The sequence below is a fragment of the Nocardioides nitrophenolicus genome (assembly GCF_016907515.1).
Taxonomy (GTDB): domain Bacteria; phylum Actinomycetota; class Actinomycetes; order Propionibacteriales; family Nocardioidaceae; genus Nocardioides; species Nocardioides nitrophenolicus.
Map to the genome: position 1 here is coordinate 2836587 of NZ_JAFBBY010000001.1, position 25011 is coordinate 2861597.

Genomic DNA, 25011 nt, shown 5'->3' on the forward strand with positions numbered 1-25011 from the left:
CGACCGGGCGGTCTCGCTAGCGTCACCTCATGAGCACGTACGACGCCCTCGGCGGGGCCGGCGCGGTGCGGGCGGTGGTGGCGGTGTTCTACCAGCGGGTGCTGGACGACCCGGACCTGCGGGCCTGGTTCGACGGGATCGACGTCGACCGGCTCAAGGCCCACCAGCGCGCCTTCCTCAGCCACGCGCTCGGCGGTCCCGAGCTGTTCGCCGGCCGCCCGCTCGCCGCGGCGCACGCCGGGCTGGGCATCACCGACGACGCCTTCGACGCGGTGGCCGAGCACCTGGTGATGACGCTGTACGACCTGGGTGCCGAGGCCGGCCGGATCGAGGAGGTGCGGGCCGCGCTGGAGGCCCGGCGCGAGGTGGTCGTCAGCGCCGCGCCGCCAGCTCCTGCCGACCGCTGATCCCGAGCTTCGTGTAGACCGACTGCAGGTGGTTGTCGACCGTCCGTGAGGACAGGAAGAGCTGGGCGGCGATCTCCTTGCTGGTCGCGCCGGCCCCGGCGAGGGTCGCGATCTCCCGCTCCCGGGGCGTGAGCGGGCTGGCGCTCTCGTCGGTGCGGAGCACGGGCAGGTCGAGGCCGTCGCAGCGGCGGCTCAGGTCCTCGGCGCGGGCCCGGGCGGCGGTGGCGGTGCGGGCGCTGCCCGCGGCCTGGGCGGCCCGGGCGGCGCCGGCGGCCGCGACCGCGGCCAGGCGCAGCCCGTCGCGCTGCTCCCAGGCCTCGCTGATCTCCAGCAAGCGCGCGGGATCGCGGGCCGCGGCCGCGGCGGCGTGCTCGGCGAGCAGGGCGATGAAGCCGCTGTCGCACCCCGCGGCCAGCGCGGCCAGCGGGGCGACGGCGGCGTCGGGGCGGTCGATCTCGAGGGCGACCTGCCAGGCCTGGGCGGCGAGGGCGCGGTTGCCGGTCTCGTGGGCGCGGGTCGCGGCGTCCGCGACGTGGCCGAGCGTCGCCGTCGTGCCGGACGCCATGCCGTCGGACCAGCCGCGCGCCAGTGCCAGCCAGGACACGGGGACCAGCTCGGCGGAGACCGCGGCGATCGTCGAGCGGGCCCGGTCGAGGTCGCCGGCCGCGCCGTGGACGGCGGTCAGGGTCAACCGGGCCAGTACGGCGAGCCCCGGCGGGCCGACCGAGGTGGCGCCGCTGATGGTCTCGGCCAGCCACCGCTCGGCGGAGGCGAGATGGCCGGCGTCGGCGGCGATCCGGCCGAGCAGGAACTCGATGGACCGGCTGAGGATCTCGTCGCCGTTGTCGGCGGCGCTGGTGAGCGCGCGGACCGCGGCGGCCCGGGCGAGCCCGAAGCGGCCGAAGAGATGGTGCACCGTGGCGAGCGCGAGCTGGACCTCGCCGTGGCTCAGGCCGAGCACCCGTCCCTCGGTCTCCTCGGCGTACGCGACCGCGCGCTCCGCGGCGGCGCGGGCGGCCGCCTCGTGGCCCAGGCAGGCCAGCGGTACGGCGTGCGCCAGCGCGATCCGCGCCCGCTCCTGCTCGCCGTCGCCGAACAGCGGGGCGATGGCGGTCACGATCGCCTCGGCCTCGGTGGAGCGCCCGGCCGCGACCAGGGCGGCGGCGCGGGTCAGCTCCAGGGCCGGATGCGGCCGGTCGGCGGCGCGGGCCGCCCGGTCGAGTACGTCGAGCGCCGCGAGCGGGCCCCGGCCGGTGAGCCGGCCGACCGCGACCAGCCGGGCGATCCGGGCGCTCTGCTCGGGGTGGCGCTCCAGCAGCGCGAGCGACTCGTCGGACCGTCCGGAGCGCAGCAGCGCATCCGCGCGCAGCAGCACCAGCTCGACCCGGCCGGGATCGGTGCGCAGCCCGGCCTCGGTCAGCCGGATCACCGTGGCGTGGTCCGCGGTCGCGGCGGCGTACTGCGCGGCGGTGGCGATCACCGCCGGGTCGGCGCCGAGGCCGGCCTCGATCTGCCACAGGGTGACGTGCAGCAGGTCGCTGTCGCGGCCGGCGAGGAGCGCGGCCTGCTCGGTGAGGATGTCCTCGGCCCGGAGCCGGGACAGCGATCCGGTGAGCACGGTGCGGTAGACCGGCTGCGCCAGCCCGACGGTGCCGTCGGCGCCGACCCGGACCAGGCCGGCCGCCTCCAGCGCCGTCAGCGCCGGTCGGACGCTCGCGCCGGGGAGCTGGTCGGGGCGCAGGTCGCCGCAGACGGCCAGCCGCTCCAGCGCGTCGCGGGCCGCGTCGCCGAGCGGAGCCACCCGGGCCAGCACCAGGTCCCGCAGGGTGGGCGTGCCCGCGGCGTCGCCGGCCAACTGCCAGACCCCGGTGGCGGCGGACAGGCCACCGTCCGCGAGCGCGCCGACCACCAGCTCCCGCAGGTACATCGGGTTGCCGCCGCTCGCGGCGTGCAGCGTGGCCGCGGTCCGGTGCGCCACGGCGCCGCCGAGAGCGTCCTCGAGCACCTCCTGGACGAGGTCCGCCGACAGCGGACCGAGGTCGATCCGGACGTCGCGACCCGCGCTCCAGGCGAGCACGAGCGGGTCGGGCAGCGGGTCGCCGTGGCGCAGCGCGACGACCAGCCGGAGCCGGCCGGCCGCGGCGAGCTGGGCGACGAGGAGCACCGAGGCCGGGTCGAGCAGGGTGACGTCGTCGACCACCAGCGCGATCGGGCGCCCACCGGCATCGGCCGTCAGCGCGGCACCGGCCTCGGTGAACAGGCGGGCCGGGTCGGGCGCGGCGCCGTCGTACGGACGCACGCCGGGGAGTCGCGCCGACAGTGCGCCGAGGGGTACACCGGCCAGGATCGCGCTGCCGTCCAGCTCGACCACGTGCTGGCCGGCGGTGGCCGCGCGCGCGGCGACCTCGGCCAGCAGCCGGGTCTTCCCGACGCCGACCGGTCCGTGGACGGTCACGATCCGGGCCGGACCGCCCAGCGCGCCGAGCGCGGTGTCGAGCTCCCGTTCGCGCCCCAGCAACGGCCACTGCCGCTCGGGCTGCGGGGCGACCGTCGTCGGCATGCGCGGAAGCCTAGTGGTGCCGGAGGTGGGGCGCCGGTTGAAGTGGCGCGCGAGGGGGAAGAGGTCCCTGCGGGCGCCTCGGACCCCTGCGCCGCGCTCACCAGTCGTGGGGACGGTGGGCGCGGCGCAGGCTGCTCAGCGGCTGGTCGTCAGCCGGTACTGGCGCACCGACAGCGGCGCGAACACCGCGATGATCGCGACCACCCAGATCAGCGTGTAGAGGACCGGGTGCTGCAGCGACCACGCGTCGGAGCCGGGCCCGACGCCGGTGTTGCCGAACAGGTCGCGGCTGGCCTGGGTGACCGCGGAGACCGGGTTCCACTCGACCACCGGCTTGAGCACGCTGTTGAACGAGCTGGTCGGGACGAAGGCGTTGGAGACGAAGGTCAGCGGCATGATCACGATGAACGAGGCGTTGTTGATCACCTCGACGCTCGGCACCATCAGGCCGACCCACGCCATCACCCAGCTGATCGCGTAGCCGAAGACCAACAGCAGCGCGAAGCCGGCAAGGGCGTCGAGGACGCCCTCGCGGATCCGCCAGCCGACCATCAGGCCGGTCAGCGCCATGATGATCAGCGAGAGCACGTTGTAGACCACGTCGGACGACGTACGCCCGACGAGGACGGCCGAGCTCGACATCGGCAGCGACCGGAACCGGTCGATGATGCCCTTCTGCATGTCCTCCGCGAGCCCGGCGCCGGTGAACGTCGCGCCGAACACGATGGTCTGGCCGAAGATGCCGGCGATCAGCCACTCGCGGTAGTTGACGCCCGGGGTCTCGATCGCGCCGCCGAAGACGTAGGCGAACAGCAGCACGAACATGATCGGGCTGACCAGGACGAAGACCAGGATCTCGGGGACCCGGACGATCTTGATCAGGTTGCGCTGGGCGACCACCCAGCCGTCGCTGGCGGCCTGGGTCAGGGTGCTCACTGGTCGACCTCCGTGGTCTGGCTGCTGTCGGTGCTGTCGTGGCCGGTCAGGCTGAGGAAGACGTCGTCGAGGGTGGGGCGGCGCAGCCCGACGTCGAGCACCTTCACCGCGTCGCGCTCGAAGCCCTGCAGCACCCGCAGCAGGTCGCCCGCCGCCTCGTCGCCGACCGCGGCGGCCAGCTCGCGGCCGGCTCCGGTGACCTGCACCTCGCCGACCGCGACCTCGTTGAGGATCCGGCCGGCGGCCTCGGCGTCGGCCGCGTTGGTGAGCACGACCTCGATCCGCTGGCCGCCGGTCTGCGCCTTGAGCTCGTCGGCGGTGCCGTGGGCGATCTCGCGGCCGTGGTCGATCACCACGATGTCGTCGGCCAGCACGTCGGCCTCCTCGAGATACTGCGTCGTGAGCAGCAGGGTCGCGCCGTCGGCGACCAGCTCGCGGATGACGTCCCACATCAGCTGGCGGCTGCGCGGGTCGAGGCCGGTGGTCGGCTCGTCGAGCACGATCACCGGCGGCGCCGCGACCAGCGCGCAGGCCAGGTCGAGACGCCGGCGCTGGCCGCCGGAGTAGGTCTTCGTCGGCCGGTTCGCGAACTCGGTGAGGTCGAAGCGCTCGAGCAGCTCGTGCGCCCGAGCCCGGGCGGGCCCGCGGCCGAGGTGGTAGAGCCGGCCGATCATCACCAGGTTCTCGGCGGCCGTGAGGTGCTCGTCGACGGCGGCGTACTGGCCCGACAGCCCGATCTTGGCCTTGGCCGCCGCGGGATCGGCGAGGACGTCGATGCCGGCCACCCGCGCGCTGCCCGCGTCGGGCTTGAGCAGCGTGGTCAGACAGCGCACCGCCGTGGTCTTGCCGGCTCCGTTGGGCCCCAGCAGCGCCAGCACCCTCCCCTCGGGCACGGCCAGGTCGAGGCCCGCGAGGGCCTCGACGTCCTGGTAGCGCTTGACCAGTCCGGTCGCGCTGATCATCGGATCGCTCATCGTCGCCCCTGAAGTCCTTCTCGTGTCGTCGTCCCCGGCTTCGACACTAGGGACCACCGCCGACAACGGAACTCATCGCGGTGAGGCAAGGCTGGGCGTGCGTAGGCAAGGCTTCCTTTTCTGGAATGACTCCAGAAAGCGTGGCAAGGTGGAGTCACCGTCATCGATGAAGGGAGCACCACCCGTGGCCACCACCGTGACCCGACACCGCTCGTCCCAGCACGTCGCCCACCCCGCGTTCCGGGCCGACGCCGCCCTGGCCGGCCACCTCCAGCAGGTCCTCGTCGACCTCAACGATCTCGCCCTCCAGGGCAAGCAGGCGCACTGGAACGCGGTCGGCCCCAACTTCCGCGACCTGCACCTCCAGCTCGACGAGATCGTCGACGCCGCCCGTGAGTTCACCGACGCCGTCGCCGAGCGGATGCGCGCGCTGTACGTCGTCCCCGACGGCACCTCCGCCCGCACCGCCGCCCAGTCCAGCCTCCCCGCCTTCCCAGGCGGCGAGGTCGCCACCGGCGACGCGATCGACGCGATCGTCGCCTCGATCTACGCGGTCGCCGGCACCGTGCGCCGGGTCCACGACGACGTCGACGCCGCGGACCCCACCACCGCGGACCTGCTGCACTCGATCCTCGAGCGGCTCGAGCAGCTGGCCTGGCTGACCGACGCCGAGCGGCGGGCGCCCGAGGGCTCGGTGCCGGAGGCGATCATCGCCTGAGCCCGGGGTTGCGCGTCGTATCTGACGAATGGGTCCCGAATTCGGCGGCTAGGTCAAGCGGTCGAAGCAACTTCTAGGCTGCTGCCGGGTTCGACAACAGCGCGTCCAGCGCTTGGGCTGGTGTCTTCATGTCCAGGGTAGGACGTGGGCGGGCGTTGAGGCTGGCCGCGATCCGGCGTAGGTCGGCTGCGGTGAAGCGGGACAGGTCGCTGCCCTTGGTGAGCCAGTGGCGTAGCAGCCGGTTGGTGTTCTCGTTCGTGCCGCGTTGCCACGGCGAGTGCGGGTCACAGAAGTAGACCGGCATCGACAGGTCGGTCTGGATCTTGGCGTAGGCCGCGAGCTCGGTCCCGCGGTCCCAGGTCAACGACCGCCGCAGATGCTCAGGCAGTTGCGACATCTCCCGGATCATCGCCTCAGCCACGGACTCGGCGTCATGGCTGCCGGGCAGGTGCAACAAGATCGTGAACCGCGTGGCCCGCTCGACCAGCGTCCCGACCGCGGGACTCCCCGGGCTGCCCATGATGAGGTCGCCCTCCCAGTGACCGGGCACCGCCCGGTCCGCGACCTCGGGCGGGCGTTGGCTGATCTTGAACGCCTCCTTGTACGGGCTGTTCGCGCGCTTGACCCCGCCCTGCGGCTTACGTGCAGCCCGCTTGGTCGACAGCTGCCGGTAGAGGTCCTTGCGCAACCCTCCGCGGGTCTGGACGTAGAGCGCCTGGTAAATCGTCTCGTGCGACACACGGCCCATGATCGTGTGGGGCGACTCCTCACGCAGCACCCGCGCGATCAACTGCGGGGACCAACCGTCGTCCATCCAGGCCTCGATCCGCCGGCACAGGCCCGGCTCGGCGACCAGCCGGAACTCCTTGGGCCGTTTGCGCTTCACCACGGCCTGCTGGTGCGCCAGCGCGCCATAGTAGGAGCCGTCCGGGCCACTGTTGCGAGCGATCTCGCGACCGATCACCGACTTGTGCCGCTCGATCAGCTCACCGATCTGAGCAAGCGTGATCTTCTCGCCCCGTGCCCGACACTGCAGGCAGGCAGCGATCACAGCCCGGTCCTCACTGGTCAGCATGCGCCGCTGACCCACCCCGGCCGCCCCGGCCGCCCCGGCCGCTAAGTCTGGTGCGGGCGCTGTCGATGCCCCCGACTCGGCCTGGCAGAAGCTCCAAGGTCACCGGAGCAGACTTGCGCCACCACTCCCACGCCGACTGCTTCGCCACGCCGACCTCGCTCGAGGCCTTCGCCAGCGACCAGCCTGTGCACACCAAGCCAAAGAACCGAGCACGGACCTCGTACGGCACACGCTGACGGACCACAACACCTCCACGGGATTGGTGTTGCTACGACCACTTGAGCCTGCCGGCTCGTCGTCGACCCATTCGTCAGATGCGACGGAAGCAAGGCTAGACAGATCGGCCGATGTGTCTCAGGGTTGGGGCATGTCGGCTGAGATGTTGCAGGGCTATGTGGCGCGGGGCGGGGTCGCGTGGCGCGACCCGTGGGCGTCCTACGCGTGGCTGCGCGAGCACGACCCGGTCCACCACGTGGTCCCGGCCGGCCGCCCGGACCGCGACTACTACGTCCTCTCGCGGCACGCCGACGTGCTCGCCGCGGCCGTCGACACCGCCACCTTCTCCAGCGCGGCCGGGCTCACGGTCGAGTACGACGAGCTCGAGCGGATCGGGCTGGTCGACAACCCGCCGTTCGTGATGACCGACCCGCCCGTCCACACCACCTTCCGCCGGCTGGTCGCGCGCGGGTTCACGCCCCGCCAGGTGCGCGAGCTGGGGCCGGCGGTGCGGGCCTTCGTCGTCGAGCGGCTCGACGCGCTGCGGGCGGCCGGTGGCGGCGACGTCGTGGCCGAGCTGTTCAAGCCGCTGCCGAGCTTCGTCGTCGGCCACTACCTCGGCGTCCCCGTCGAGGACCAGCCGCGCTTCGACGACTGGAGCGGCGCCATCGTCGCGGCCAACGTCGCGGGTGAGGGCGCCCTCGCCGCGGCGGACGCCGCCGCCGCGACCACCGAGCTGATGGCGTACTTCGCCGACCTGGTCGAGCGCCGCCGCCGCGAGCCGGGCGCCGACACCGTCTCCCAGCTGGTCCTGGCCGAGACCGACCTGCTCGAGATCCTCGCCTTCGTCTTCACCATGGTCGCCGGCGGCAACGACACGTCCACCGGCGCGCTCGGCGGCGCCGTGCAGCTGCTCGCCGCCCACCCCGACCAGCGCGCCCTCCTGGCCGGGGATCCCGGCCTCGTCCCCGACGCCGTCGAGGAGGTCCTGCGCCTCACCTCGCCGGTGCAGGGCCTGGCCCGCACCACCACCCGCGACGTCGAGTTGCACGACACCGTCGTCCCGGCGGGCCGCAAGGTGCTGCTGCTCTACGCCGCCGGCAACCGCGACCCGCGCCGCTACGGCCCCGACGCCGACCGGCTCGACGTACGCCGGCGCCCGAGCCAGGTGCTCAGCTTCAGCCAGGGACACCACCACTGCCTCGGCGCCGCCGCCGCGCGGCTGCAGATCACCGTCGCGCTGGAGGAGCTGCTCGCCCGGATCCCGGACTTCACGGTCGACGAGGACGCGGTGACCTGGGCGCCGGGACCCTACGTCCGGCGGCCGCTCTCGATGCCGCTGGTGGTCTCGTGAGCTGGGTCGACCGTCGTACGCCGGCGGTCGAGCGGATCCTCGACGCCGCGGGCGGGCTGATCGCCGAGCGCGGCGTCGACGCCGTCGCGATGGGGGAGATCGCACGGGCGGCGGGGTGCTCGCGGGCCACGCTCTACCGCTACTTCCCCGACCGGCTCGCGCTGCAGCGCGCCTTCGTGCAGCGCGAGGCGGTCCGGGTCGGCGCCCTGGTCGCCGCCGAGGCGCCCGCGACGGTGACCGAGGCCGCCCTCGCGGCGCTGCGCCACGTCCGGGCCGCGCCCACGCTGGCCGCCTGGTTCCGCGAGGGGGACGCCGGCCGGTCGGCCGGTCTGGCCCACGACTCCGAGGTGGTCGAGGCCCTCGGCCTGAGCCTGGTGGCCGATCGCGAGGCCGCTGCCTGGCTGGTCCGGGTGATCGTGTCGCTGCTGACCGTGCCCGGTGGCGACGAGGCGGCCGAGCGGCGGCTGGTCGACCGGTTCGTCGCGCCGGTGATCGCCCTGACCACGCCCTGATCCGTCCCTGGTCGGCCCCTGACCCTCCCCGCCCGGGGCCGCCGAGCGCCCTACGGTGAGCACGTGGGAGTGGTGGAGTGGGTCTACACGGTCGTCACGAGCCTGGTCCTGGCCGCCGGCCTCGGGGCGGTGATCCGCCGGATCCTCGGCGCCCGGGTGGGCTGGCTGCGCACCCTGCTGGTCGCCTGGACCGCCCTCCTGGTGGGGATTCCCGTGACCGGGAAGCTGGCCGTCGCCGCCGGCGTCGGGACCGAGAGCGGCCGGCTGACCACGTCCCAGGGCACGGCGGTCGCCTTCCTGCTGGTCAGCTGCCTGTGGGTGTTCGCCGCCGCGCTGGCGGTGGTGATGCTGCTGGAGGTGCTCCTGCCGTCGGGCACGGTCCCCGGTCCGCGGGAGGCGTTCGGCCGGTTCCGGTCGTGGCTGCGCCGGACCCGCCGGTATCTGCAGATCGGTCGTGCGGCCACCGGCTCGGGGCTCGGGGCGGTGCTGCGGGGCGGTCCCGGCTCGGCGTCGTTCGGGCCCGCCCTCGCCTCCGTCTTCAACAGGTCGGGCGTCACCTTCGTCAAGCTCGGCCAGATCCTCGCCACCCGCGACGACCTGCTGCCCGCCGACACCACCCGCGCGCTCGCGACCCTGCAGTCGGACGCCGACCCGGAGCCGTACGACGCCGTGGCGGCCACCATCGAGGCCGACCTCGGCGACCGGCCGGAGGCGCTCTTCGCCGCCTTCGACACCGAGCCGCTGGCCGCGGCCTCCGTCGCCCAGGTGCACACCGCGACGCTGCACGACGGCCGCGAGGTGGTCGTGAAGGTGCAGCGCAGCAAGGCCCGCCGACAGGTCGAGGTCGACACCGACATCCTGGTCCGGCTGGCCCGTACCGCCGAGCAGCGCTGGCCATGGGCGCGCGACCTCGGGGTCTCGCGGCTGGCCGCCGGTCTCGCCCAGTCGCTGCGCGAGGAGCTGGACTACCGGATCGAGGCGGGCAACACGGCGGCCGGCGCGGCCGCGCTGCGCGAGCGGCCCGACCTCGTCGTCCCCGCCGTGGACGCCGCGCTGAGCACCCGCCGGGTGCTCGTGATGGACCGGCTGCACGGCGTCCCCCTCTCCGCGGGGGAGCCGGCCGTCGCCGGGCTCACCCCGCAGCGCCGGGTCGAGCTCGCCGACACCCTCATCGCCGCGCTGCTCGACACGGTGTTCGTCGCGGGCGTCTTCCACGCCGACCTGCACCCCGGCAACATCCTGGTGCTCGACGACGGCCGGATCGGGCTGCTCGACTTCGGCGCCGTCGGCGTCCTCGACAGCGAGACCCGCCAGCTGCTCGCCCTGCTGCTGTTCGCGATCCTCAGCGACGACGCGGTCTCGGCGGTGGACGCGCTCACCCTGGCGTTCGACGTACCGGACGACCTGGACGTGCCGCAGCTGCGCCGGGAGCTCGGCCGCGAGATCGCCGCGCTCCAGCTGCAGACGACCATCGGCGGCGACACCTTCGCGCGGATCTTCGTGGTCCTGCGCCGGCACCGGATCGGCGTACCGGGGGACGTCGCCGCCGCCTTCCGCACCCTCACCTCGGTCGAGGCCGCGATCACCCTGCTCGACCCCGGCAGCAGCCTGCTCCGCTCGGCCCGCGCCCAGCTCCCGTCCCTGCTGCGGCGGCTGGCCGAGCCCAAGCGGGTCGCCGCGCAGGCCGTCAGCCAGGCCGGTGTGGTCGCCGCCATCGCCCGCCGCCTTCCCGAGCGCGTCGAGCACCTCACCAGCGCGCTCGGCGACGGCACCTTCACGGTCCGCACCCGCGCCTTCGGCGACGCCGAGGACCGGGCCTGGCTGCGCGACCAGGTCAACAACGGCCTGGCCGCCGCCTTCGGCATCACCGCCTGCATCCTCGCCGTCGTCCTCGGCCTCCACGGCGGCGGACCGCGGCTGACCGACGAGCTCTCCCTCTTCGGCCTGCTGGGGCTCGCGCTCGGCTTCTGCGGGGTGACCCTGGCGCTGCGCGTGGTCGTGCGACTGTTCCAGCGCCGGGAGTGAGGACCGGGAGCGGCTACCGCCCGATCCCCCATCCCCCCGTCCCCCCATCCCCCCCGCCCGCACGTGATCGTCCGCCGGGTGTGACGAGGCCGGGAGGTGGCTCGGGCTGGCTGGCCGGGCTTGTAACACGTTGTCCGCTGTTCTACGTGACCCCAGACGTCGGCGGAGGGGGTCTGTGCGGGTCGGGTAGGTGGGGTGGGGGTCATGGGGAGCGGCGGACTGCGTGTTACAGCGCCAACCGGGGCCGAGCGCTCCGGTCGGACGTCGTGGGGCTGACGCGACGGGCGGCTGGCCGGGCCTGTAACACGTTGTCCGCTGTTCTACGTGACCCCAGACGTCGGCGGAGGGGGTCTGTGCGGGTCGGGTAGGTGGGGTGGGGGTCATGAGGAGCGGCGGACTGCGTGTTACAGCGCCCGGCCCCGGCGTAGCGTCGACCCCATGACCCCTGCCGACCTGCTGACCGATGCCTTCTCCCGCGTCCTCGGCGTCGTCGAGACCGTCCTCGACGGGGCCGACGACGCGCTCCTCGTCCAGCGCCCGGGGCCGGACGCCAACAGCATCGCGTGGCTGGTCTGGCACCTGACCCGGGTGCAGGACGACCACGTCGCCGACGTCGCCGGGACCGACCAGGTCTGGACCGAGGAGTACGCCGACCGGTTCGCCCTGTCGCTCGACCCCCGCGACATCGGGTACGGCCACTCCAGCGCGCAGGTGGCGCAGGTGCGGGCGCCGGCGGGGCTGCTCATGGACTACTACCGGGCCACCCATGCCCGGACCCTCGACTTCGTCGCCGGCCTCGCCCCGGACCAGCTCGACCGGGTCGTCGACACCCGCTGGGACCCGCCGGTGACCCTCGGCGTGCGGCTGGTCAGCGTGGTGGACGACTGCGCTCAGCACGCCGGGCAGGCGGCCTACGTGAAGGGGCTGTTGGCCTCCTAGAGTCCGGCGCTCAGCTCGCGCAGGATCTCGCCGGCCGGTCGCTCCGGGGCGCTGCGCCAGCCGGTGCCGGCCCACAGGTGCAGCCGATGGGGGTCGCCGGTGCGCGCGGCGGCCCGGCGCAGCTCGCGGGTGAGGTGGTGGAGCTCCGGATAGCCGTACGGCGCGTCCGCGTGGTGTCGTCGCGCGAAGGAGTTGCGCAGCGCCCGGGCCGGCCGGCCGGTGAAGGCGTGGGTGAGCATCGTGTCGGTGAAGGCGGGGTCGGCGAGCGCGGCGCGGTGGGTGGTCGTCGTACCGGCCTCGGGGGCGCGCAGCAGCAGGGTGCCGACCGCGACCGCCTCGGCGCCCGCCGCCAGCAGGTCGCGTACGTCGGCCGGCCCGCTCACCCCGCCCGCCGCGACCAGCGGCAGCCGGGTCACGCCCGTCACCGCGCGCACCACGTCGGCGGTGGCGGCGTCGGTGATCGCGCGGCGCGGGTCGAAGGTGCCGCTGTGCCCGCCGGCGCGGGGTCCTTGGACGACCAGGCCGTCGACGCCGGCGTCCTCGGCGGCGCGGGCCTCCTCGGGTGTGGTCACGGTCGCCAGGACCCGCGAGCCCGCGGCTCGCAGCGCGTCGATGTCGGCCCGCTCGGGGAGCCCGAAGGTCAGCGACACCACCGGCGCCGGGTCGGCCACGAGGAGCGCGACCTTCTCCCGCCAGGCGTCGTCGTCGTGTCGCGGCTCGACGGGCAGGTCCACACCGAGGGCGTCGGCGTCGGGACGGATCGCCTCGCGGTAGGCGCGAAAGGCCGCGGGGTCGATCGTACCCGGCTGGGGCACGAACAGGTTGACTCCGAACGGGCTCCCGGTCGCGTGCGCCGCAGTGAGCTCGGCGGCGAAGGCCTCGGCGCTCAGGTAGCCGGCCGGCACGAAGGCGAAGCATCCGGCGGCGGTGACCGCCGCGGCGAGCGCGGCCGTGGTGGGGCCGCCGGCCATCGGTGCGGCGGCGAGGGGGAGGTCGGAGTCGAGCAGGGGCACCTCTCCATGGTGGCTCACCGGCCCGCATGGTCAGGTCGTGGGCCGCGCATCTGACGAATGGGTTGAGAACGGGGCGGTTCTACAGCCCATTCGTCAGATGCGACGACCGGACCCGACCCCCGACGTGATCCGGTAGCGCACGAACGACGGCACGGCGAGCGCCGCCACGACCACCAGGACGACGACCAGTACGCCGCCGCCGGCCGCCGCGGTCGCCGTACCGACCATGGCGGCGCTGGCACCGTGGGCGACATCGGCGATCCGCGGGCCGCCGGCGACGACCACCACGAAGATGCCCTGCAGCCGGCCGCGGACCTCGTCGGCGGCCGCGGTCTGCAGCATGGAGGTGCGGAAGGCGGCCGAGGCCATGTCGGCGGCGCCGCCGACGACGAGCATGAGGACGGCGACCGCGAGCCAGGTGTGCACCGACCCCGGCAGCGCGTCGGGCAGCGCGTCGGCGCCGAGCACCGCCAGCCCGAAGCCGACCATGGCCAGGCCCCAGACGACGATGCACCAGATGACCGCGCGGCCCTGGGCGCTGACCCGGGAGACCCACCCGGAGAAGACGCCGCCGAGGACCGCGCCGGCCGGGATGCCGGCGAACAGCAGCGCGAAGGCGAGGCCGCCCTCGTCGGGGCCGAGGAAGCTCTCGTGGGCGATCTCGGGGAACAGCGCCCTCGGCATCCCGAAGACCATCGCGATGATGTCGACGAGGAAGGACATCATCAGCACCGGCTGGCCGCGCAGGTACGCGATCCCCTCGACCACCGAGCGCAGGCCCGGCGTCCCGGTGACCACGCCCTCGATCGGCAGCGCCGGCAGCCGGACCACCGCCCACAGGGTCGCGAGGAGCGAGACCGCGTCGCCGGCGTAGAGCCAGGCGAAGCCGGTGAACGGGATCAGGATGCCGGCGATCAGGGGGCCACCGATCGCGCCGGCCTGCATCACCGTCATGTTGAGCGAGTTCGCCGCGGGCAGCACGTCCTCGTCCAGCAGGCGCGGCAGCACCGCCGAGCGGGTCGGCTGGTTGACGGCGAAGAAGGCCTGCTGGACCGAGAACAGCCCGAGCAGCAGCCAGACGTTGCTCATCCCGAGCGCGGCCTGCACCCAGAACAGCGCGGCGGTGCCGATCAGGCCGCAGGTGGTGACGAGCAGCATGGTGCGCCGGTCGAAGTGGTCGGCGAGCGCGCCGCCCCACAGGCCGAACACGACGAGCGGGACCAGGCCGAACACCCCGGTCAGGCCGACGTACGCCGACGAGCCGGTGTCGGCGTAGATCTGGGCCGGGACGGCGACGACGGTCAGCTGCGCGCCGACGACCGTGACGATGTTGGCCGTCCACAGCCGCCGGAAGTGCGGGTTCCGCAACGGCCGGGTGTCGGCCAGCATCCCGCGAAGACTCACCGGAGCAGGCTACGGAGCCGACGCGCCCGGCGATGAATCGGCCCCGCCGACCCGGTCGACATCTCCATGAGCACCTCCGAGCACAGCGGCGTCGGTCCGCTCGACATCACCTTCACCGAGACCCTCCGCCGGAGCGAGGCGAAGGGCGGCTGGACGTACGTCGTCTGGCCGGAGTCCGTCGCGCGCTTCGGCACCCGCGGCCGGGTCAAGGTCCGCGGCACCGTCGACGGCACGCCCTTCGAGACCTCCTTCATGGCCCTCGGCGACGGCACCCACAAGCTGCCGGTCGCCACCGCGCTCCGGGTCGACTCCGGCAAGGCCGCGGGGGACACCGTCGAGGTGCACCTCACCGAGCGGCTGGCCTGAGCGCCGCGGAGCGGTGGAGAATTCTCGTGGGACGCTGTCGTGGCGGGCCTCGCCCGTTCGTGGACAGGGTGAGCGGCACCCGGGACCGCACCCCGACCGATACCAGGAGATTCCGATGACCCAGTACCTGATGGCCGTGCACGGCAGCGACGACGACTACGCGCAGATCACCGCGGAGCAGATGCAGGAGATGTTCGAGGCGACCGACCGCTTCAACCAGCAGCTCCGGGCCGACGGGGTCTGGGTGTTCGCCGGCGGCCTGGAGACCGTCGCGTCGGCGTCGGTGGTCGACGGGTCCGGCGAGGCGCCGGTCGTCACCGACGGGCCCTACCTGGAGACCAAGGAGCACATCGGCGGCTTCTGGATCATCGACGTCCCCGACCACGACACCGCGCTGAAGTACGCCGCGGCGGGCTCGAAGGCCTGCCAGGGCAAGGTCGAGGTCCGTCCCTTCCAGGCCGAATGAGCCAGGACGCCCGCGCAGCCGTCGAACGGATCTTCCGCGACGAGTACGGCCGGCTGATCGCCTCCCTGGTCCGGCGCTTCGGTGACATCGACCTCGCCGAGGACGCGGCCGGCGAGGCGCTCGTCACGGCACTCGAGAAGTGGCCGGCGGACGGCGTTCCGCCCAATCCCGGCGCGTGGCTCACCACCACCGCCGGGAACCGGGCGATCGACCGGATCCGCCGCGAGAAGCTCCGTGATGGCAAGCACCAGGCAGCCGTCATGATCGCGGACGACACACCCCACGCGCCGACCGGCGTCATCGAGGACGACCGGCTCCGGCTGATCTTCACCTGCTGCCACCCGGCGCTCGCGCCGGAGGCCCGGATCGCGCTCACCCTGCGCCTGCTCGGCGGCCTCACCGTCGCCGAGATCGCCAGTGCCTTCCTCGTCCAGGAGACGACGATGGCGCAGCGGATCACCCGCGCCAAGGCCAAGATCAAGGGCGCGAACATCCCGTACCGGGTGCCGGAGAACGAGGACCTGCCCTCGCGGGTCGGCGCCGTGCTCGCGGTGGTGCTGCTGATCTTCAACGAGGGCTACCTCTCCTCCGGCGACGGCGACCCGATCCGCGCGGAGCTCACCGGCGAGGCGATCCGGCTGGCGCGGATCGTCCACCAGCTGCTGCCCACCGACCTCGAGGCGACCGGGCTGCTGGCGCTGCTGCTGCTGACCGAGGCCCGGCGTACCGCCCGGGTCCGGGGCGGCGAGCTGGTGCCGCTGGAGGAGCAGGACCGCGGCGGCTGGGACCGGGCGCTCATCGCCGAGGGCCATGACCTGGTCCGGGCCTGCCTCGCCGCCAACCGGCCCGGCCGCTACCAGATCCTGGCCGCGGTCAACGCCGTCCACACCGACGCCCCGACCGCCGCCGCGACCGACTGGTCCCAGGTGGTCGCGCTCTACGACCAGCTCGCGCGCATCGACCCCTCGCCGATCGTCGCGCTCAACCGTGCGGTCGCGGTCGCCGAGCTCGACGGCCCCGAGGTCGCGCTCGCGATCGTCGAGCGGCTGCCGCTCGACGGCTACCACGCCTGGCACGCCACCCGGGCCGAGCTGCTGCGCCGGCTCGGCCGCAGCGCCGACGCCCGGGAGCAGTACGACGCCGCGCTGGCGGTGTGCGACAACCAGGCCGAGCGCGCGTACCTGCTCAGGAAGCGGGGACAGCTGGCCGGCTGACCCCGCGGTCGCGCGGCGGGAGCCAGAGCACGAAGCGGGTGGTGGGGCTGGCCGCGTCGAGGGAGAGGTGGCCGCCGCACACCTCGGCCAGCTCGGCGGCGACCGCCAGGCCGATCCCCTCCGAGCCCGGGCTGCCGGTGCTCACGCCGCGGCGGAACACCTCGGGACCGAGGTGCGCGGTGCCCTCGTCGCCCACGACGATCTCCAGGTGCGTGCCGGCGTCGCGCACCTCCACCGTGATGGCGCCGCTGCCGTGCTTGCGGGCGTTGTCGACGAGGACGTCGAGCACCTGGTCGAGCGGACCGCGCGGCACCCGGGTGCGGGAGCGCCGCCCGGTCTGCCGTACGACGAGCTCGCGGGACTCGGCCGCGAGGCGGCGCTCCCAGCGAGCCGCGCTCGCGTCGACCACCTCGACCAGGTCGACCGTCTCCTGGGCGTCGATCCTCCGGCCGCGGGCGAGGTCGAGCAGCTCGTCGATGGCGCCGCTGAGCCGGTCCAGCTCGCGCAGGCCGTGCTCGAGCTCGGTGGCGACGGCCGGGTCCGTCTCCGGCCACAGGGTGAGGTCCTCGAGGTTGAGCCGGAGCGCCGTGATCGGGGTGCGCAGCTGGTGGGAGGCGTTCGCGGCGAACTCCCGCTCCCGGCGCACCAGCTCGTCCAGCCGGGTCGCCGCGCCCCGCAGCGATGCCCCGATCTCGTCGGCCTCCGGGACGGCGTACGACGGCACGTCGATGTCGAACCGCCCGTCGCCGAGGTCGCGGGAGAAGGCGGCGAGGTCCTGGAACGGCCGCGCCATCCGGGCGGCGATCACGAAGCCCAGCACGGCCGAGCCGAGCGCGAGCGCGAGGCCGAGCAGGACCAGCGGGAGCAGTGCCTCGCGGATGCTCGTGCCGATCGACTCCCCGGACGCGCTGAGCCGCAGCGTGCTGCCGTCGGCGAGGCGACGGCTCACCGTGACGCCGTCGGCGTCCTCGTGGGCGGCGCCGACCACGATCGGCGGGCTCGACGGGCGGTCCAGCTCGACCCGGTCGGCGGCGACCAGGCCGCCCGCGAGCAGGCTCGCGTCGACCTCGCGGCCCTGGCCGGTGCGCTCCTCGACCAGGTCCGCCAGCACCGCGGCGCTCCCGGTCAGGCTGGTCCGCGCCTGCTCCCGGACCAGGTCGGCCAGGAAGTAGGCCCGCGGCACGCCGTACAGGCCGATCACGGCGACCGTGAGGCCGACGAAGGCGAGGACCAGCCGCTCACGCATCGACTACGGAATCCTCCAACCGGAACCCCACCCCGCGCACCGTGTCGAGCCGGATCGGCGCGGCCGCGTCCTGCAGCTTCTGGCGCAGCCGGCCGACCGTGGTGTCGAGGGTCTTGGTCGAGCCGAACCAGTTCTCGTCCCACACCCGTGCCATCAGGTCCTCGCGGGTCACCACCGCGCCGCGCCGCTCGTCGAGCAGCGCGAGCACGTCGAACTCCTTCGCGGTCAGCGCCAGCTCGCTCCCGCCCACCCAGGCGCGCCGGGCGTCGCGGTCGAGCCGGAAGGCATCCACGGCGGGGGCGACCGGGGGGACCGGGGCGACGGGCGCGGCGCCGGTGGCCGGCGCCTCGTCGGGATCGGTGACCACCGCGGGGCGGTGGGCGCGGCGCAGGAGCGCCCGCACCCGGGCCAGCAGCTCGGAGAGGCTGAACGGCTTCGCCAGGTAGTCGTCGGCGCCCACGTCGAGGCCGACCACCCGGTCCAGCTCGCCGGCCCGCGCGGTGAGGATCACGATGCCGCCGGCGAAGCCGTCGGCCCGGATCCGGCGGCACACGTCGAGGCCGTCGAGGTCGGGCAGCCCGAGGTCGAGCAGCACCAGGTCGACGTCGCCGCCGGCGACCCGCTCGATCGCCGGCTGGCCGGCCGCGACCCGGTCGACGTCGTAGCCCTCGCGCTGGACGGCGCGCACGAGCGGGGCGGCGATGGCGTCGTCGTCCTCGACGATCAGCAGGCGCACGGGCACTCACCGAGCATAGGGGGCCTGCTTCGGGGACCGGGCGGAGCGCGCCCGGCGGTCGGCGTCGATCGCGACCAGGACGGCGGCCGGCAGCGCCAGCCCCACGACGGTCGCGGCGTCGAAGGCGTGCCGGGGCTGCCCGGGCAGGCCGATGCTCAGCGCGAGCAGGGTGAGCAGGAGCGGCGCGGACACCACGAGGACGACGGCGAGCCGGCTCTCGAGGCAGTTGACCCGGAGCAGCGCGGCCGCGGCGAGGAGGCTGAGTGGGGCCAGCACCAGCGCGGTGGTCGAGGCGCGCTCGCCCCCGATCGCCCAGCCGAGCTGGCCCACGCCGAGCAGCGCGGTGAGCGCCGCCGCGGTCCGGGAGCCTCGGGTCGGGGCGCTCATCAGAACTCCCGGTCCGAGGCGCCGGACTCGGTCGCCGGCGTCGCCGCGCAGGCGCCGCCACCGGTCGACAGCGCCGCGGTGGACGGCGTCCACACCATCGTCGACGCGGTGGTGACGGTGCGCAGGCCGTTCCCGCTGGCCAGCGAGCCGACCGTGATGGTCACGACGGTGCGGTCCGTGCCGTCGACGGTGACCGTCGTCGCGGTCATCGTGGCGCTGAACAGCGCGGTCTTGCGGCCCTTGACGTAGTCCTCCCGCAGCCCGACCGAGCCGAGCTGGACGGCGGCGCCGCCCCGCAGCACGTCGACCGCGTCGGTCTTGCTGGTGCCGCCCAGCAGGTTGCCGTCGCGCAGCCTCAGGCTCACCGGCAGCGCGGCCCCGGTCCAGCCGGCGCTGATGCTGCCCGGCGCCACCACGTCGGCGTAGGTCAGGGTGAGCGTGTCGCCCGCGTCGACCCGGCCGGCCGTCCCGTCGCCGTTCGCGGTCTGCACGTCGAGCGCCCGCAGCCGGCTGTTGTCGACCTTGCGACCGCTCAGCACCGCCGAGGTGACCGTCGCCCGCCGGCCGTCGGTCAGCACCGCCCGCAGGTCGTAGGAGCCGTTGGCGACGGTGGTGGTGTCCCAGGCGCAGGAGTACGGCGCCGCGGTCGCGGTGCACAGGTCGGTCCAGGCGGCGGAGCCGGTGGCGGCGTACTGGATCCGGACCGAGGCGACCCCCGCGGTGGAGCTGGCCTGGGCGGTGATCGTGACCCGGCCGGACAGGAAGGAACCGGGGTCGTCGAGGGACACCGAGGACACGGTGTTGTCGACGACCCGGCCGGTGAGTGCCGCGGAGGTCGCGACATTGCCGGCCACGTCGGTGGCGACGGCGCGGAACGCATAGCTGCCGTCGGGCAGGCCGGTCGTGGCGTAGCGGCAGGACCACGGGTCCGCGGTCAGCACGCACAGGGTCTGGTAGCCCCCGCCCGCAGCGGCGTACTGCAGCACGACCTGCTGCACGCCCGAGCCCGCGTCGCTCACGGTGGCGGCGAAGGTCGTCGTACCGCTCAGCGGGCTGCCGGGGTCGACCATGGCGACGGTCGGCGCGGCGTTGTCGACCAGCACGTCGCTGACGACCGCAGAGGTCGCCGAGGTGAGGCCCGCGGTCGCGACCGCCCGCAGGTCGAAGGAGTCGTTGGCGAAGCCGGTGGTCGACCAGGTGCAGGTGAACGGGGCGCTCAGCCCGCTGCACAGCGACTTCCAGCTGGTGCCGCCGTTGGTCGTGTACTGGACCGTGACCAGCCACGGCAGCACGCCGCCGTTGTAGACCGTGGCCTTCAACGCGACGCTGCCGCGCACGACGTCGCCCGGGTCGTCGAGCACCACCAGCACGCTGTTGGCGACCGTGGTGCTGACGACGTCCGACACGCTCGTGTAGCCCGCCCCGTTGGTGGCCCGGGCGCGGAGGTCGTAGCCGCCGTCGGCACCGCCCTTGGTGTTCCAGGCGCAGGAGTACGGCGCGGCCGTGGCGGTGCACAGCGTGATCCAGGTGCTCGCCCCCGGGGCGAGGTACTGCAGGACGACCGCCGTGATGCCCGACTCGCCGTCGGTGGCCGTGGCGGTCAGGGTGACCGTGCCCTGGACCGGCGTACCGGGCTGGGCGAGCGTGACGGCGGGCGGCGTCCAGTCGGCGGCGGCCCGGACGGTCGCGGTGGTCGAGCTCGAGGTCACGTAGGTGGCGTCGGAGAAGGTCGTCGACCCCAGCACCAGCAGCCCGCTGAGCAGGCCGAGGACGGCCACGCGGAACGCGGTCGGGTAGCGCATCGGGGCGTCCTTCTGACAGGGGAGTGGGCGGAGTGGGTGGCTCGTCGTCAACGCTAGGGAGGCCGACGCCACGGGAGATCCACGGGCGAGTCACGCGATCTCCACAAAAACGGGCGAGCGCCGGGCTCGCGCTCCCACAGGCGCGAGCCCGGCTGTCCCCCTCCTGACGGCGCCGGGCCGTCAGGCCGTCCGCACTCGACCCCCCAGTGCCGGGTCCGGACGCGTACGCAGGGCAGCGACGAGCTGCCCGAGGCTGAGCAGGGCGATCAGGCCGGCCGGTACGCCGATGACGAGCATCCGGGTGTCGCGGTCGGCCAGCGCGATCAACGCCCACCCGACGTACGGCACGGCGTGCTCCACGACCGGCTGCTGCTCGGCGGTGAGCGAGAACCGCCACGGGTCGGGATCGGGGTTGGCGTCGCCCTGGGTCCGCAGCACCTGGCGGCCCTGCTCGTCGTGGCCGATCCGGATGATCCGGTGCGTGACCAGCGTGGTCACGCCCGAGGCAGCCGGCGGCTGGTAGGTGATCACGTCGCCGACCTCCAGGTCGGCGGCCGGCACCGCGCGCTCGAAGACCACCGAGCCCTTGTCGTACGTCCCGGTCATCGAGCCGCCGGTGATCACGTAGCGCTGGAAGCCGAAGGCCGACGGCAGCACGAACGCGACGGCCGCGAGCGAGACCACGGTCAGGGCGAGGGTGCCGGCGCCGCTGAGGACGCGGCGCGCGGCTCCGGGGCCGGGAGGACGACGGTGGGCGGCCATGGTCAGCGGTTGTAGGTGTCGCCGTTGAGCTGGACCGAGTCCCACTGGTAGGCCGCCGACGCGGTCTTGCCCTGGTCGGCGTTCGGCGCGGCGGCGGCCAGCTTCACGGTGAACCGGAAGACGTTGGCGACGCCCGGCTGGATCACGCCGAGGTCGGTCTTGGCGCCGTCGACGAGGCCGCCGAAGGTGCCGCTGTAGACGGTCGACCCGGTGGTGGTGTTGGTGATCGCGAGGCTCAGCCCGTCGCCGCTGAAGGCGTTGGTGGAGGAGGTCTCGGTCAGGCTGAAGGACGCCGGCAGGCTGCCGGTGTTGGTCAGCGAGAGGGTGCCGTTGAGGGTGTCGCCCGGCTTCAGGTTGGTCAGGTCGAAGATCGCGCCGCCGTCCTTGGAGTTGGCCTGCGCCAGGGTGCCGGAGGTGACCGCGCTGATCGTGTTGCCCGACTGCGAGGTGAAGGTCGCGCCGGAGCCCACGGCGATGGCGCCGGCGGCGGACAGCGTGGCGAGGGGGACGAGGATCTTGCGGGACAGACGCATGGCGGTGGTTCTCCTGGTGGGGGTCGTGCTCGGTCGAGCAGCGGCGGTGGTGATGACCAGAACTCTGCTCGTCGGCGATCCACAGCCGGTCCACACGAGCCCCGCACGAGTCCCCCGAAATCGCCACAGCTCGCCACGACTCCCCACAGCTCGTCACAGCTCGTCACGGCGGGCGCACTCGTACGCTTGCGCCATGACGCCGGCTCCCCTCGTCCTCCCGACTTCCGCCGCCGACTGGCCCGCCTGGTTCCGGGCCCGCACCGAGGCCGAGCTGGCGCGGGCGAGCGAGCTGGTCGACGCGCTGCGGGCCACGCCGCCGGCCGACCCGATCGACGTGCTGCGGCAGTGGGACCGCGCCGCCGGCCACCTCGGCAACGCCGCCGCGGCCGGGTCGCTGCTCGGCAACGTGCACCCCTCCGACGAGGTGCGCGACCTCGCCGACGCCGCCGAGCAGGAGGCCCAGCGGATCGCCACCGCCTGGGGCCTGGACCGCGCGCTGTACGACGTGTTCGCGGCCCTCGACGACGCCGCCGTCGCCCACGACCCGGCCGCCGCCCGGCTGCTCGCCAAGGTGCGCGACGACTTCCGGCGCTCGGGCGTCGACCAGGACGAGGCCACCCGCGCCCGGATCGCGGAGATCCGGGAGCGGATCACCGAGCTCGACCAGGAGTTCAGCCGGGTGATCCGCGACGACGTCCGCACCGTGCGGGTCCCGCCGGAGCGGCTCGCCGGCATGCCCGACGACTGGCTGGCCGCCCACCCCGTCGACGACGAGGGCATGGTCACCGTGACCACCGACTACCCCGACTCCATCCCGGTGCGGATGTTCGCCCGCGACCAGGACGTGCGTCGCGACGTCACCATCGCCTTCCTCGACCGGGGCTGGCCGACCACCGAGCCGCTGCTCACCGAGCTGTTCGCGCTGCGCCACGAGCTGGCGACCACGGTCGGGTACGCCGACTGGCCGTCGTACGACGCCGACGTGAAGATGATCGGCGACGGCGCCGCCATCCCCGCCTTCATCGAGCGGATCGTCGAGGCCGCCGAGGAGCCGATGCGCCGCGACCTGGCCCAGCTGCTCGAGCGCTACCGCCGCGACTTCCCGGACGCGACCGAGGTCCCGGGCTACGACTACAACCACTACGCCGAGCTGGTCCGCGCCGAGGAGTACGACGTCGACTCCCAGCGGGTGCGCACCTACTTCGACTTCGCCAAGGTGCGCGCCGGGCTGCTGGAGGTCACCGGCCGGCTGTTCGGGCTGCGCTACGAGCAGGTCGACGTACCCGCGTGGCACGAGGAGGTCACCGCCTACGACGTCCGCCGCGACGGCGAGACCGAGCGGATCGGCCGGATCTACCTCGACCTCCACCCCCGCGAGGGCAAGTACAAGCACGCCGCGCAGTTCACCCTCGCCGACGGGGTCACCGGGGAGCAGCTGCCCGAGGGGGTGCTGGTCTGCAACTTCTCGCGCGGCCTGATGGAGCACGACCACGTCGTCACGCTCTTCCACGAGTTCGGCCACCTGCTGCACCACGTCCTCGGCGGCCACGGCGACTGGTTCCGCTACGCCGGGGTCGCCACCGAGTGGGACTTCGTCGAGGCGCCCAGCCAGATGCTCGAGGAGTGGGCCTGGCACGCCGACGTACTGCGCACCTTCGCGACCGACGCCGCCGGTGAGCCGATCCCGGTCGAGCTGGTCGCCGCGATGCGCGCCGCCGACGACTACGGCAAGGGCATCTACGCCCGTACCCAGATGTTCTACGCCGCCATGTCGTACTGGTTCCACGCCGACCGGGTCCACGGCGACGACGCACCCGACCTCACCGCGCGGATGAGGGAGCTACAGGGCCGGTACGCCGCGCTGCCCTATCTGCCCGGCACCCACATGTTCGCCAGCTTCGGCCACCTCGGCGGCTACAGCTCGGGCTACTACACCTACATGTGGTCGCTGGTCATCGCCAAGGACATGTTCAGCGCCTTCGACGAGTCCGACCTGTTCCGTCCCGAGGTCGCCCAGCGCTATCGCGACCGGGTGCTCGTGCCGGGCGGCGCCGGCGACGCCGCCGACCTGGTCGCGGACTTCCTCGGCCGACCGTTCTCGTTCGCGTCCTACGCCGCCTGGTTGGCGCGCTGACACTTGTGATCAAGGGCGGGCGAGTCGCGTCATGATCGCGCGACGCACGCGTCTCCCCGACGTGCTGTGGATCGCGGGGATCGGGTTGTGGGTGGTGCTGGTGCTGATCGCCGTGGTGGGGGTGGCCCGGGCCCGGTGGGCGCTCCGTCGGGAGTGGGCGCTGGAGCGGACCGAGGCGCCGGAGCGCTCGAGCCGGGCCTGACGAGCCGCTGAGGCTTGCGTGGTGGCTTTCTGTCACGTACGGTTGCGATATATCGCGATACGAACACGAACTGTTCTCGCGATATCTCGAACCGATCGGGGCTCACGAGGCCCCAAGCAACCGAAGGAGGTCCCGCCATGGGACACCACGACAACTTCCGTCCGTACGACGACCGCGACCCCTGGGGTCGCCCCGAGCCCCGTGGCTCCCAGCGCCGCAACCGCGGCGGCGGCCCCGGCCCCTGGGGTGCCTGGGCCGGCTGGGAGTGGGGGGAGCCCGGCCGTGGCCGCGGCCGCCACGGCGGCCCGGGCTTCGGCCCCGGCGGCCCCGGCATGCCCCCGCCCTGGCTCGCCGGCCTGTTCGGCATGGGCCGCCCCGAGCCGGGCCGTGGCCCGCGGGTCCGCCGCGGCGACGTACGCTCGGCCATCCTCGACGTACTCCGCGACGCCAACCAGCGCGAGGAGTCGCCCAACGGCTACCAGGTGATCCAGGCGATCACCGACCGCAGCGGCGGGGTGTGGAAGCCGAGCCCCGGCTCGGTGTACCCCACCGTCCAGCAGCTCCAGGACGAGGAGCTCGTCGACATCGACGAGGCCCGCGGTCGCCGGGCGATGCGGCTCACCGCCGCCGGCGTGGCCTGGTGCGAGGAGCACGCCGACGAGCTCGCCGCCGTGTGGGTGCCCTTCGACCGCTCCCGCGAGAAGGCCCAGGCCGGCCCCACCGACCAGGGCCACGCCGACCTCAAGGCCGAGATCGGCCAGGTCATGGGTGCGGTCTGGCAGATCGTCACCGCCGGCTCCGACGCCCAGCGCCGGGCCGCGGTCGACGTACTCGTCGAGGCCCGCCGCAGTCTCTACGGCATCCTCGCCGACGGCCCCGACCGCTCCGCCGACCCCGAGGACCCCGCCGACCCGGCAGAAACTGGCTCCTGATTCACGCCGACCCGGCAGAAAGTAGAGCCGGGTTGACGCTGACCCGGCAGAAACTGGCTCCCGATTGACGCTGACCCGGCAGAAGGTGGCTGAAAAAA

23 protein-coding genes and 1 pseudogene are annotated in these 25011 nt (G+C 73.9%); 12 read left to right on the forward strand and 12 right to left on the reverse strand.

From position 1 onward, the window contains the following. Nucleotides 1-29: 29 nt before the first annotated feature. A complete protein-coding gene (locus JOD66_RS13835) occupies nucleotides 30-407 on the forward strand; it encodes a group I truncated hemoglobin (protein WP_204837432.1) in 378 nt (125 codons plus the stop codon). Here the strand turns inward: JOD66_RS13835 and JOD66_RS13840 are convergent. The 3 genes from JOD66_RS13840 to JOD66_RS13850 all read right to left on the reverse strand — a co-directional run bounded on the left by JOD66_RS13840 (nucleotide 373) and on the right by JOD66_RS13850 (nucleotide 4877). Continuing rightward, the gene (locus tag JOD66_RS13840) at nucleotides 373-2967 is read right to left on the reverse strand and encodes a helix-turn-helix transcriptional regulator (RefSeq protein WP_204837433.1); all 2595 of its coding nucleotides are present in this window, start codon (nucleotides 2965-2967) and stop codon (nucleotides 373-375) included. The two genes, JOD66_RS13835 and JOD66_RS13840, sit on opposite strands and share 35 nt — an antisense overlap. A gap of 135 nt (nucleotides 2968-3102) precedes the next feature. Then, complete coding sequence (locus tag JOD66_RS13845) at nucleotides 3103-3903, reverse strand: ABC transporter permease (RefSeq protein ID WP_204837434.1); 801 nt, start codon at nucleotides 3901-3903, stop codon at nucleotides 3103-3105. Continuing rightward, on the reverse strand, nucleotides 3900-4877 hold the full coding sequence (locus JOD66_RS13850; RefSeq protein WP_204837435.1) for an ATP-binding cassette domain-containing protein: 978 nt from the start codon (nucleotides 4875-4877) through the stop codon (nucleotides 3900-3902). The genes JOD66_RS13845 and JOD66_RS13850 overlap by 4 nt, the downstream gene beginning before the upstream one ends. A gap of 166 nt (nucleotides 4878-5043) precedes the next feature. On the opposite strand from JOD66_RS13850, the gene JOD66_RS13855 reads away from it, so the two are divergent. After that, the gene (locus tag JOD66_RS13855; protein WP_205126383.1) at nucleotides 5044-5595 is read left to right on the forward strand and encodes a Dps family protein; all 552 of its coding nucleotides are present in this window, start codon (nucleotides 5044-5046) and stop codon (nucleotides 5593-5595) included. A gap of 73 nt (nucleotides 5596-5668) precedes the next feature. On the opposite strand, the pseudogene JOD66_RS13860 reads toward JOD66_RS13855, so the two are convergent. After that, nucleotides 5669-6914, reverse strand: a pseudogene (locus tag JOD66_RS13860) (IS30 family transposase). A gap of 123 nt (nucleotides 6915-7037) precedes the next feature. Here JOD66_RS13860 and JOD66_RS13865 point away from each other — a divergent pair. The 4 genes from JOD66_RS13865 (at nucleotide 7038) to JOD66_RS13880 (ending at nucleotide 11716) form a co-directional block, all read left to right on the forward strand. After that, nucleotides 7038-8240, forward strand: a complete 1203-nt coding sequence (locus JOD66_RS13865; protein ID WP_204837437.1) for a cytochrome P450 — start codon at nucleotides 7038-7040, stop codon at nucleotides 8238-8240. Further along, entirely contained in the window at nucleotides 8237-8752 is a 516-nt protein-coding gene (locus tag JOD66_RS13870) for a TetR/AcrR family transcriptional regulator (RefSeq protein ID WP_204837438.1), read from the forward strand. Before JOD66_RS13865 ends, JOD66_RS13870 begins: the two co-directional genes overlap by 4 nt. Nucleotides 8753-8815: 63 nt before the next feature. Continuing rightward, nucleotides 8816-10777 (forward strand): ABC1 kinase family protein, encoded by a 1962-nt coding sequence (locus tag JOD66_RS13875; protein ID WP_204837439.1) that lies wholly within the window; start codon nucleotides 8816-8818, stop codon nucleotides 10775-10777. Nucleotides 10778-11215: 438 nt separating this feature from the next. Then, nucleotides 11216-11716, forward strand: a complete 501-nt coding sequence (locus JOD66_RS13880) for a mycothiol transferase (protein WP_204837440.1) — start codon at nucleotides 11216-11218, stop codon at nucleotides 11714-11716. Here the strand turns inward: JOD66_RS13880 and JOD66_RS13885 are convergent. Further along, complete coding sequence (locus JOD66_RS13885) at nucleotides 11713-12729, reverse strand: NAD(P)H-dependent flavin oxidoreductase (protein WP_307823513.1); 1017 nt, start codon at nucleotides 12727-12729, stop codon at nucleotides 11713-11715. The two genes, JOD66_RS13880 and JOD66_RS13885, sit on opposite strands and share 4 nt — an antisense overlap. 93 nt (nucleotides 12730-12822) lie before the next feature. Continuing rightward, on the reverse strand, nucleotides 12823-14133 hold the full coding sequence (locus JOD66_RS13890; protein WP_307823514.1) for an MFS transporter: 1311 nt from the start codon (nucleotides 14131-14133) through the stop codon (nucleotides 12823-12825). 66 nt (nucleotides 14134-14199) lie between these two features. Between JOD66_RS13890 and JOD66_RS13895 the strand changes: the two genes are divergently transcribed. From JOD66_RS13895 to JOD66_RS13905, 3 genes are all read left to right on the forward strand, one after another. Then, on the forward strand, nucleotides 14200-14499 hold the full coding sequence (locus JOD66_RS13895; protein ID WP_204837441.1) for a DUF1905 domain-containing protein: 300 nt from the start codon (nucleotides 14200-14202) through the stop codon (nucleotides 14497-14499). Between the two features lie 115 nt (nucleotides 14500-14614). Next, on the forward strand, nucleotides 14615-14965 hold the full coding sequence (locus JOD66_RS13900; protein ID WP_204837442.1) for a YciI family protein: 351 nt from the start codon (nucleotides 14615-14617) through the stop codon (nucleotides 14963-14965). Then, nucleotides 14962-16179 (forward strand): RNA polymerase sigma factor, encoded by a 1218-nt coding sequence (locus JOD66_RS13905; protein ID WP_204837443.1) that lies wholly within the window; start codon nucleotides 14962-14964, stop codon nucleotides 16177-16179. Before JOD66_RS13900 ends, JOD66_RS13905 begins: the two co-directional genes overlap by 4 nt. Here the strand turns inward: JOD66_RS13905 and JOD66_RS13910 are convergent. The 6 genes from JOD66_RS13910 to JOD66_RS13935 form a co-directional block, all read right to left on the reverse strand. Continuing rightward, the gene (locus JOD66_RS13910) at nucleotides 16151-17425 is read right to left on the reverse strand and encodes a sensor histidine kinase (RefSeq protein WP_204837444.1); all 1275 of its coding nucleotides are present in this window, start codon (nucleotides 17423-17425) and stop codon (nucleotides 16151-16153) included. The genes JOD66_RS13905 and JOD66_RS13910 overlap by 29 nt on opposite strands. Further along, on the reverse strand, nucleotides 17418-18167 hold the full coding sequence (locus JOD66_RS13915) for a response regulator transcription factor (protein ID WP_443678764.1): 750 nt from the start codon (nucleotides 18165-18167) through the stop codon (nucleotides 17418-17420). The genes JOD66_RS13910 and JOD66_RS13915 overlap by 8 nt, the downstream gene beginning before the upstream one ends. After that, nucleotides 18168-18548 carry a hypothetical protein gene (locus tag JOD66_RS13920; protein ID WP_204837445.1) on the reverse strand — a complete coding sequence of 127 codons (381 nt, stop codon included), beginning with the start codon at nucleotides 18546-18548 and terminating at the stop codon, nucleotides 18168-18170. It lies immediately after the preceding gene. Further along, nucleotides 18548-20350 carry an Ig-like domain-containing protein gene (locus JOD66_RS13925; protein ID WP_204837446.1) on the reverse strand — a complete coding sequence of 601 codons (1803 nt, stop codon included), beginning with the start codon at nucleotides 20348-20350 and terminating at the stop codon, nucleotides 18548-18550. The genes JOD66_RS13920 and JOD66_RS13925 overlap by 1 nt, the downstream gene beginning before the upstream one ends. Nucleotides 20351-20530: 180 nt before the next feature. Then, on the reverse strand, nucleotides 20531-21112 hold the full coding sequence (locus JOD66_RS13930) for a signal peptidase I (RefSeq protein ID WP_204837447.1): 582 nt from the start codon (nucleotides 21110-21112) through the stop codon (nucleotides 20531-20533). A gap of 2 nt (nucleotides 21113-21114) precedes the next feature. After that, on the reverse strand, nucleotides 21115-21645 hold the full coding sequence (locus tag JOD66_RS13935) for a TasA family protein (protein ID WP_204837448.1): 531 nt from the start codon (nucleotides 21643-21645) through the stop codon (nucleotides 21115-21117). A 193-nt stretch (nucleotides 21646-21838) separates the two neighbouring features. On the opposite strand from JOD66_RS13935, the gene JOD66_RS13940 reads away from it, so the two are divergent. From JOD66_RS13940 to JOD66_RS13950, 3 genes are all read left to right on the forward strand, one after another. Beyond that, nucleotides 21839-23779 (forward strand): M3 family metallopeptidase, encoded by a 1941-nt coding sequence (locus JOD66_RS13940; RefSeq protein ID WP_204837449.1) that lies wholly within the window; start codon nucleotides 21839-21841, stop codon nucleotides 23777-23779. A 31-nt stretch (nucleotides 23780-23810) separates the two neighbouring features. Then, nucleotides 23811-23981, forward strand: a complete 171-nt coding sequence (locus tag JOD66_RS13945) for a hypothetical protein (RefSeq protein WP_204837450.1) — start codon at nucleotides 23811-23813, stop codon at nucleotides 23979-23981. Between the two features lie 137 nt (nucleotides 23982-24118). After that, on the forward strand, nucleotides 24119-24913 hold the full coding sequence (locus tag JOD66_RS13950) for a PadR family transcriptional regulator (protein WP_204837451.1): 795 nt from the start codon (nucleotides 24119-24121) through the stop codon (nucleotides 24911-24913). The last annotated feature ends 98 nt before the right edge of the window (nucleotides 24914-25011 follow it).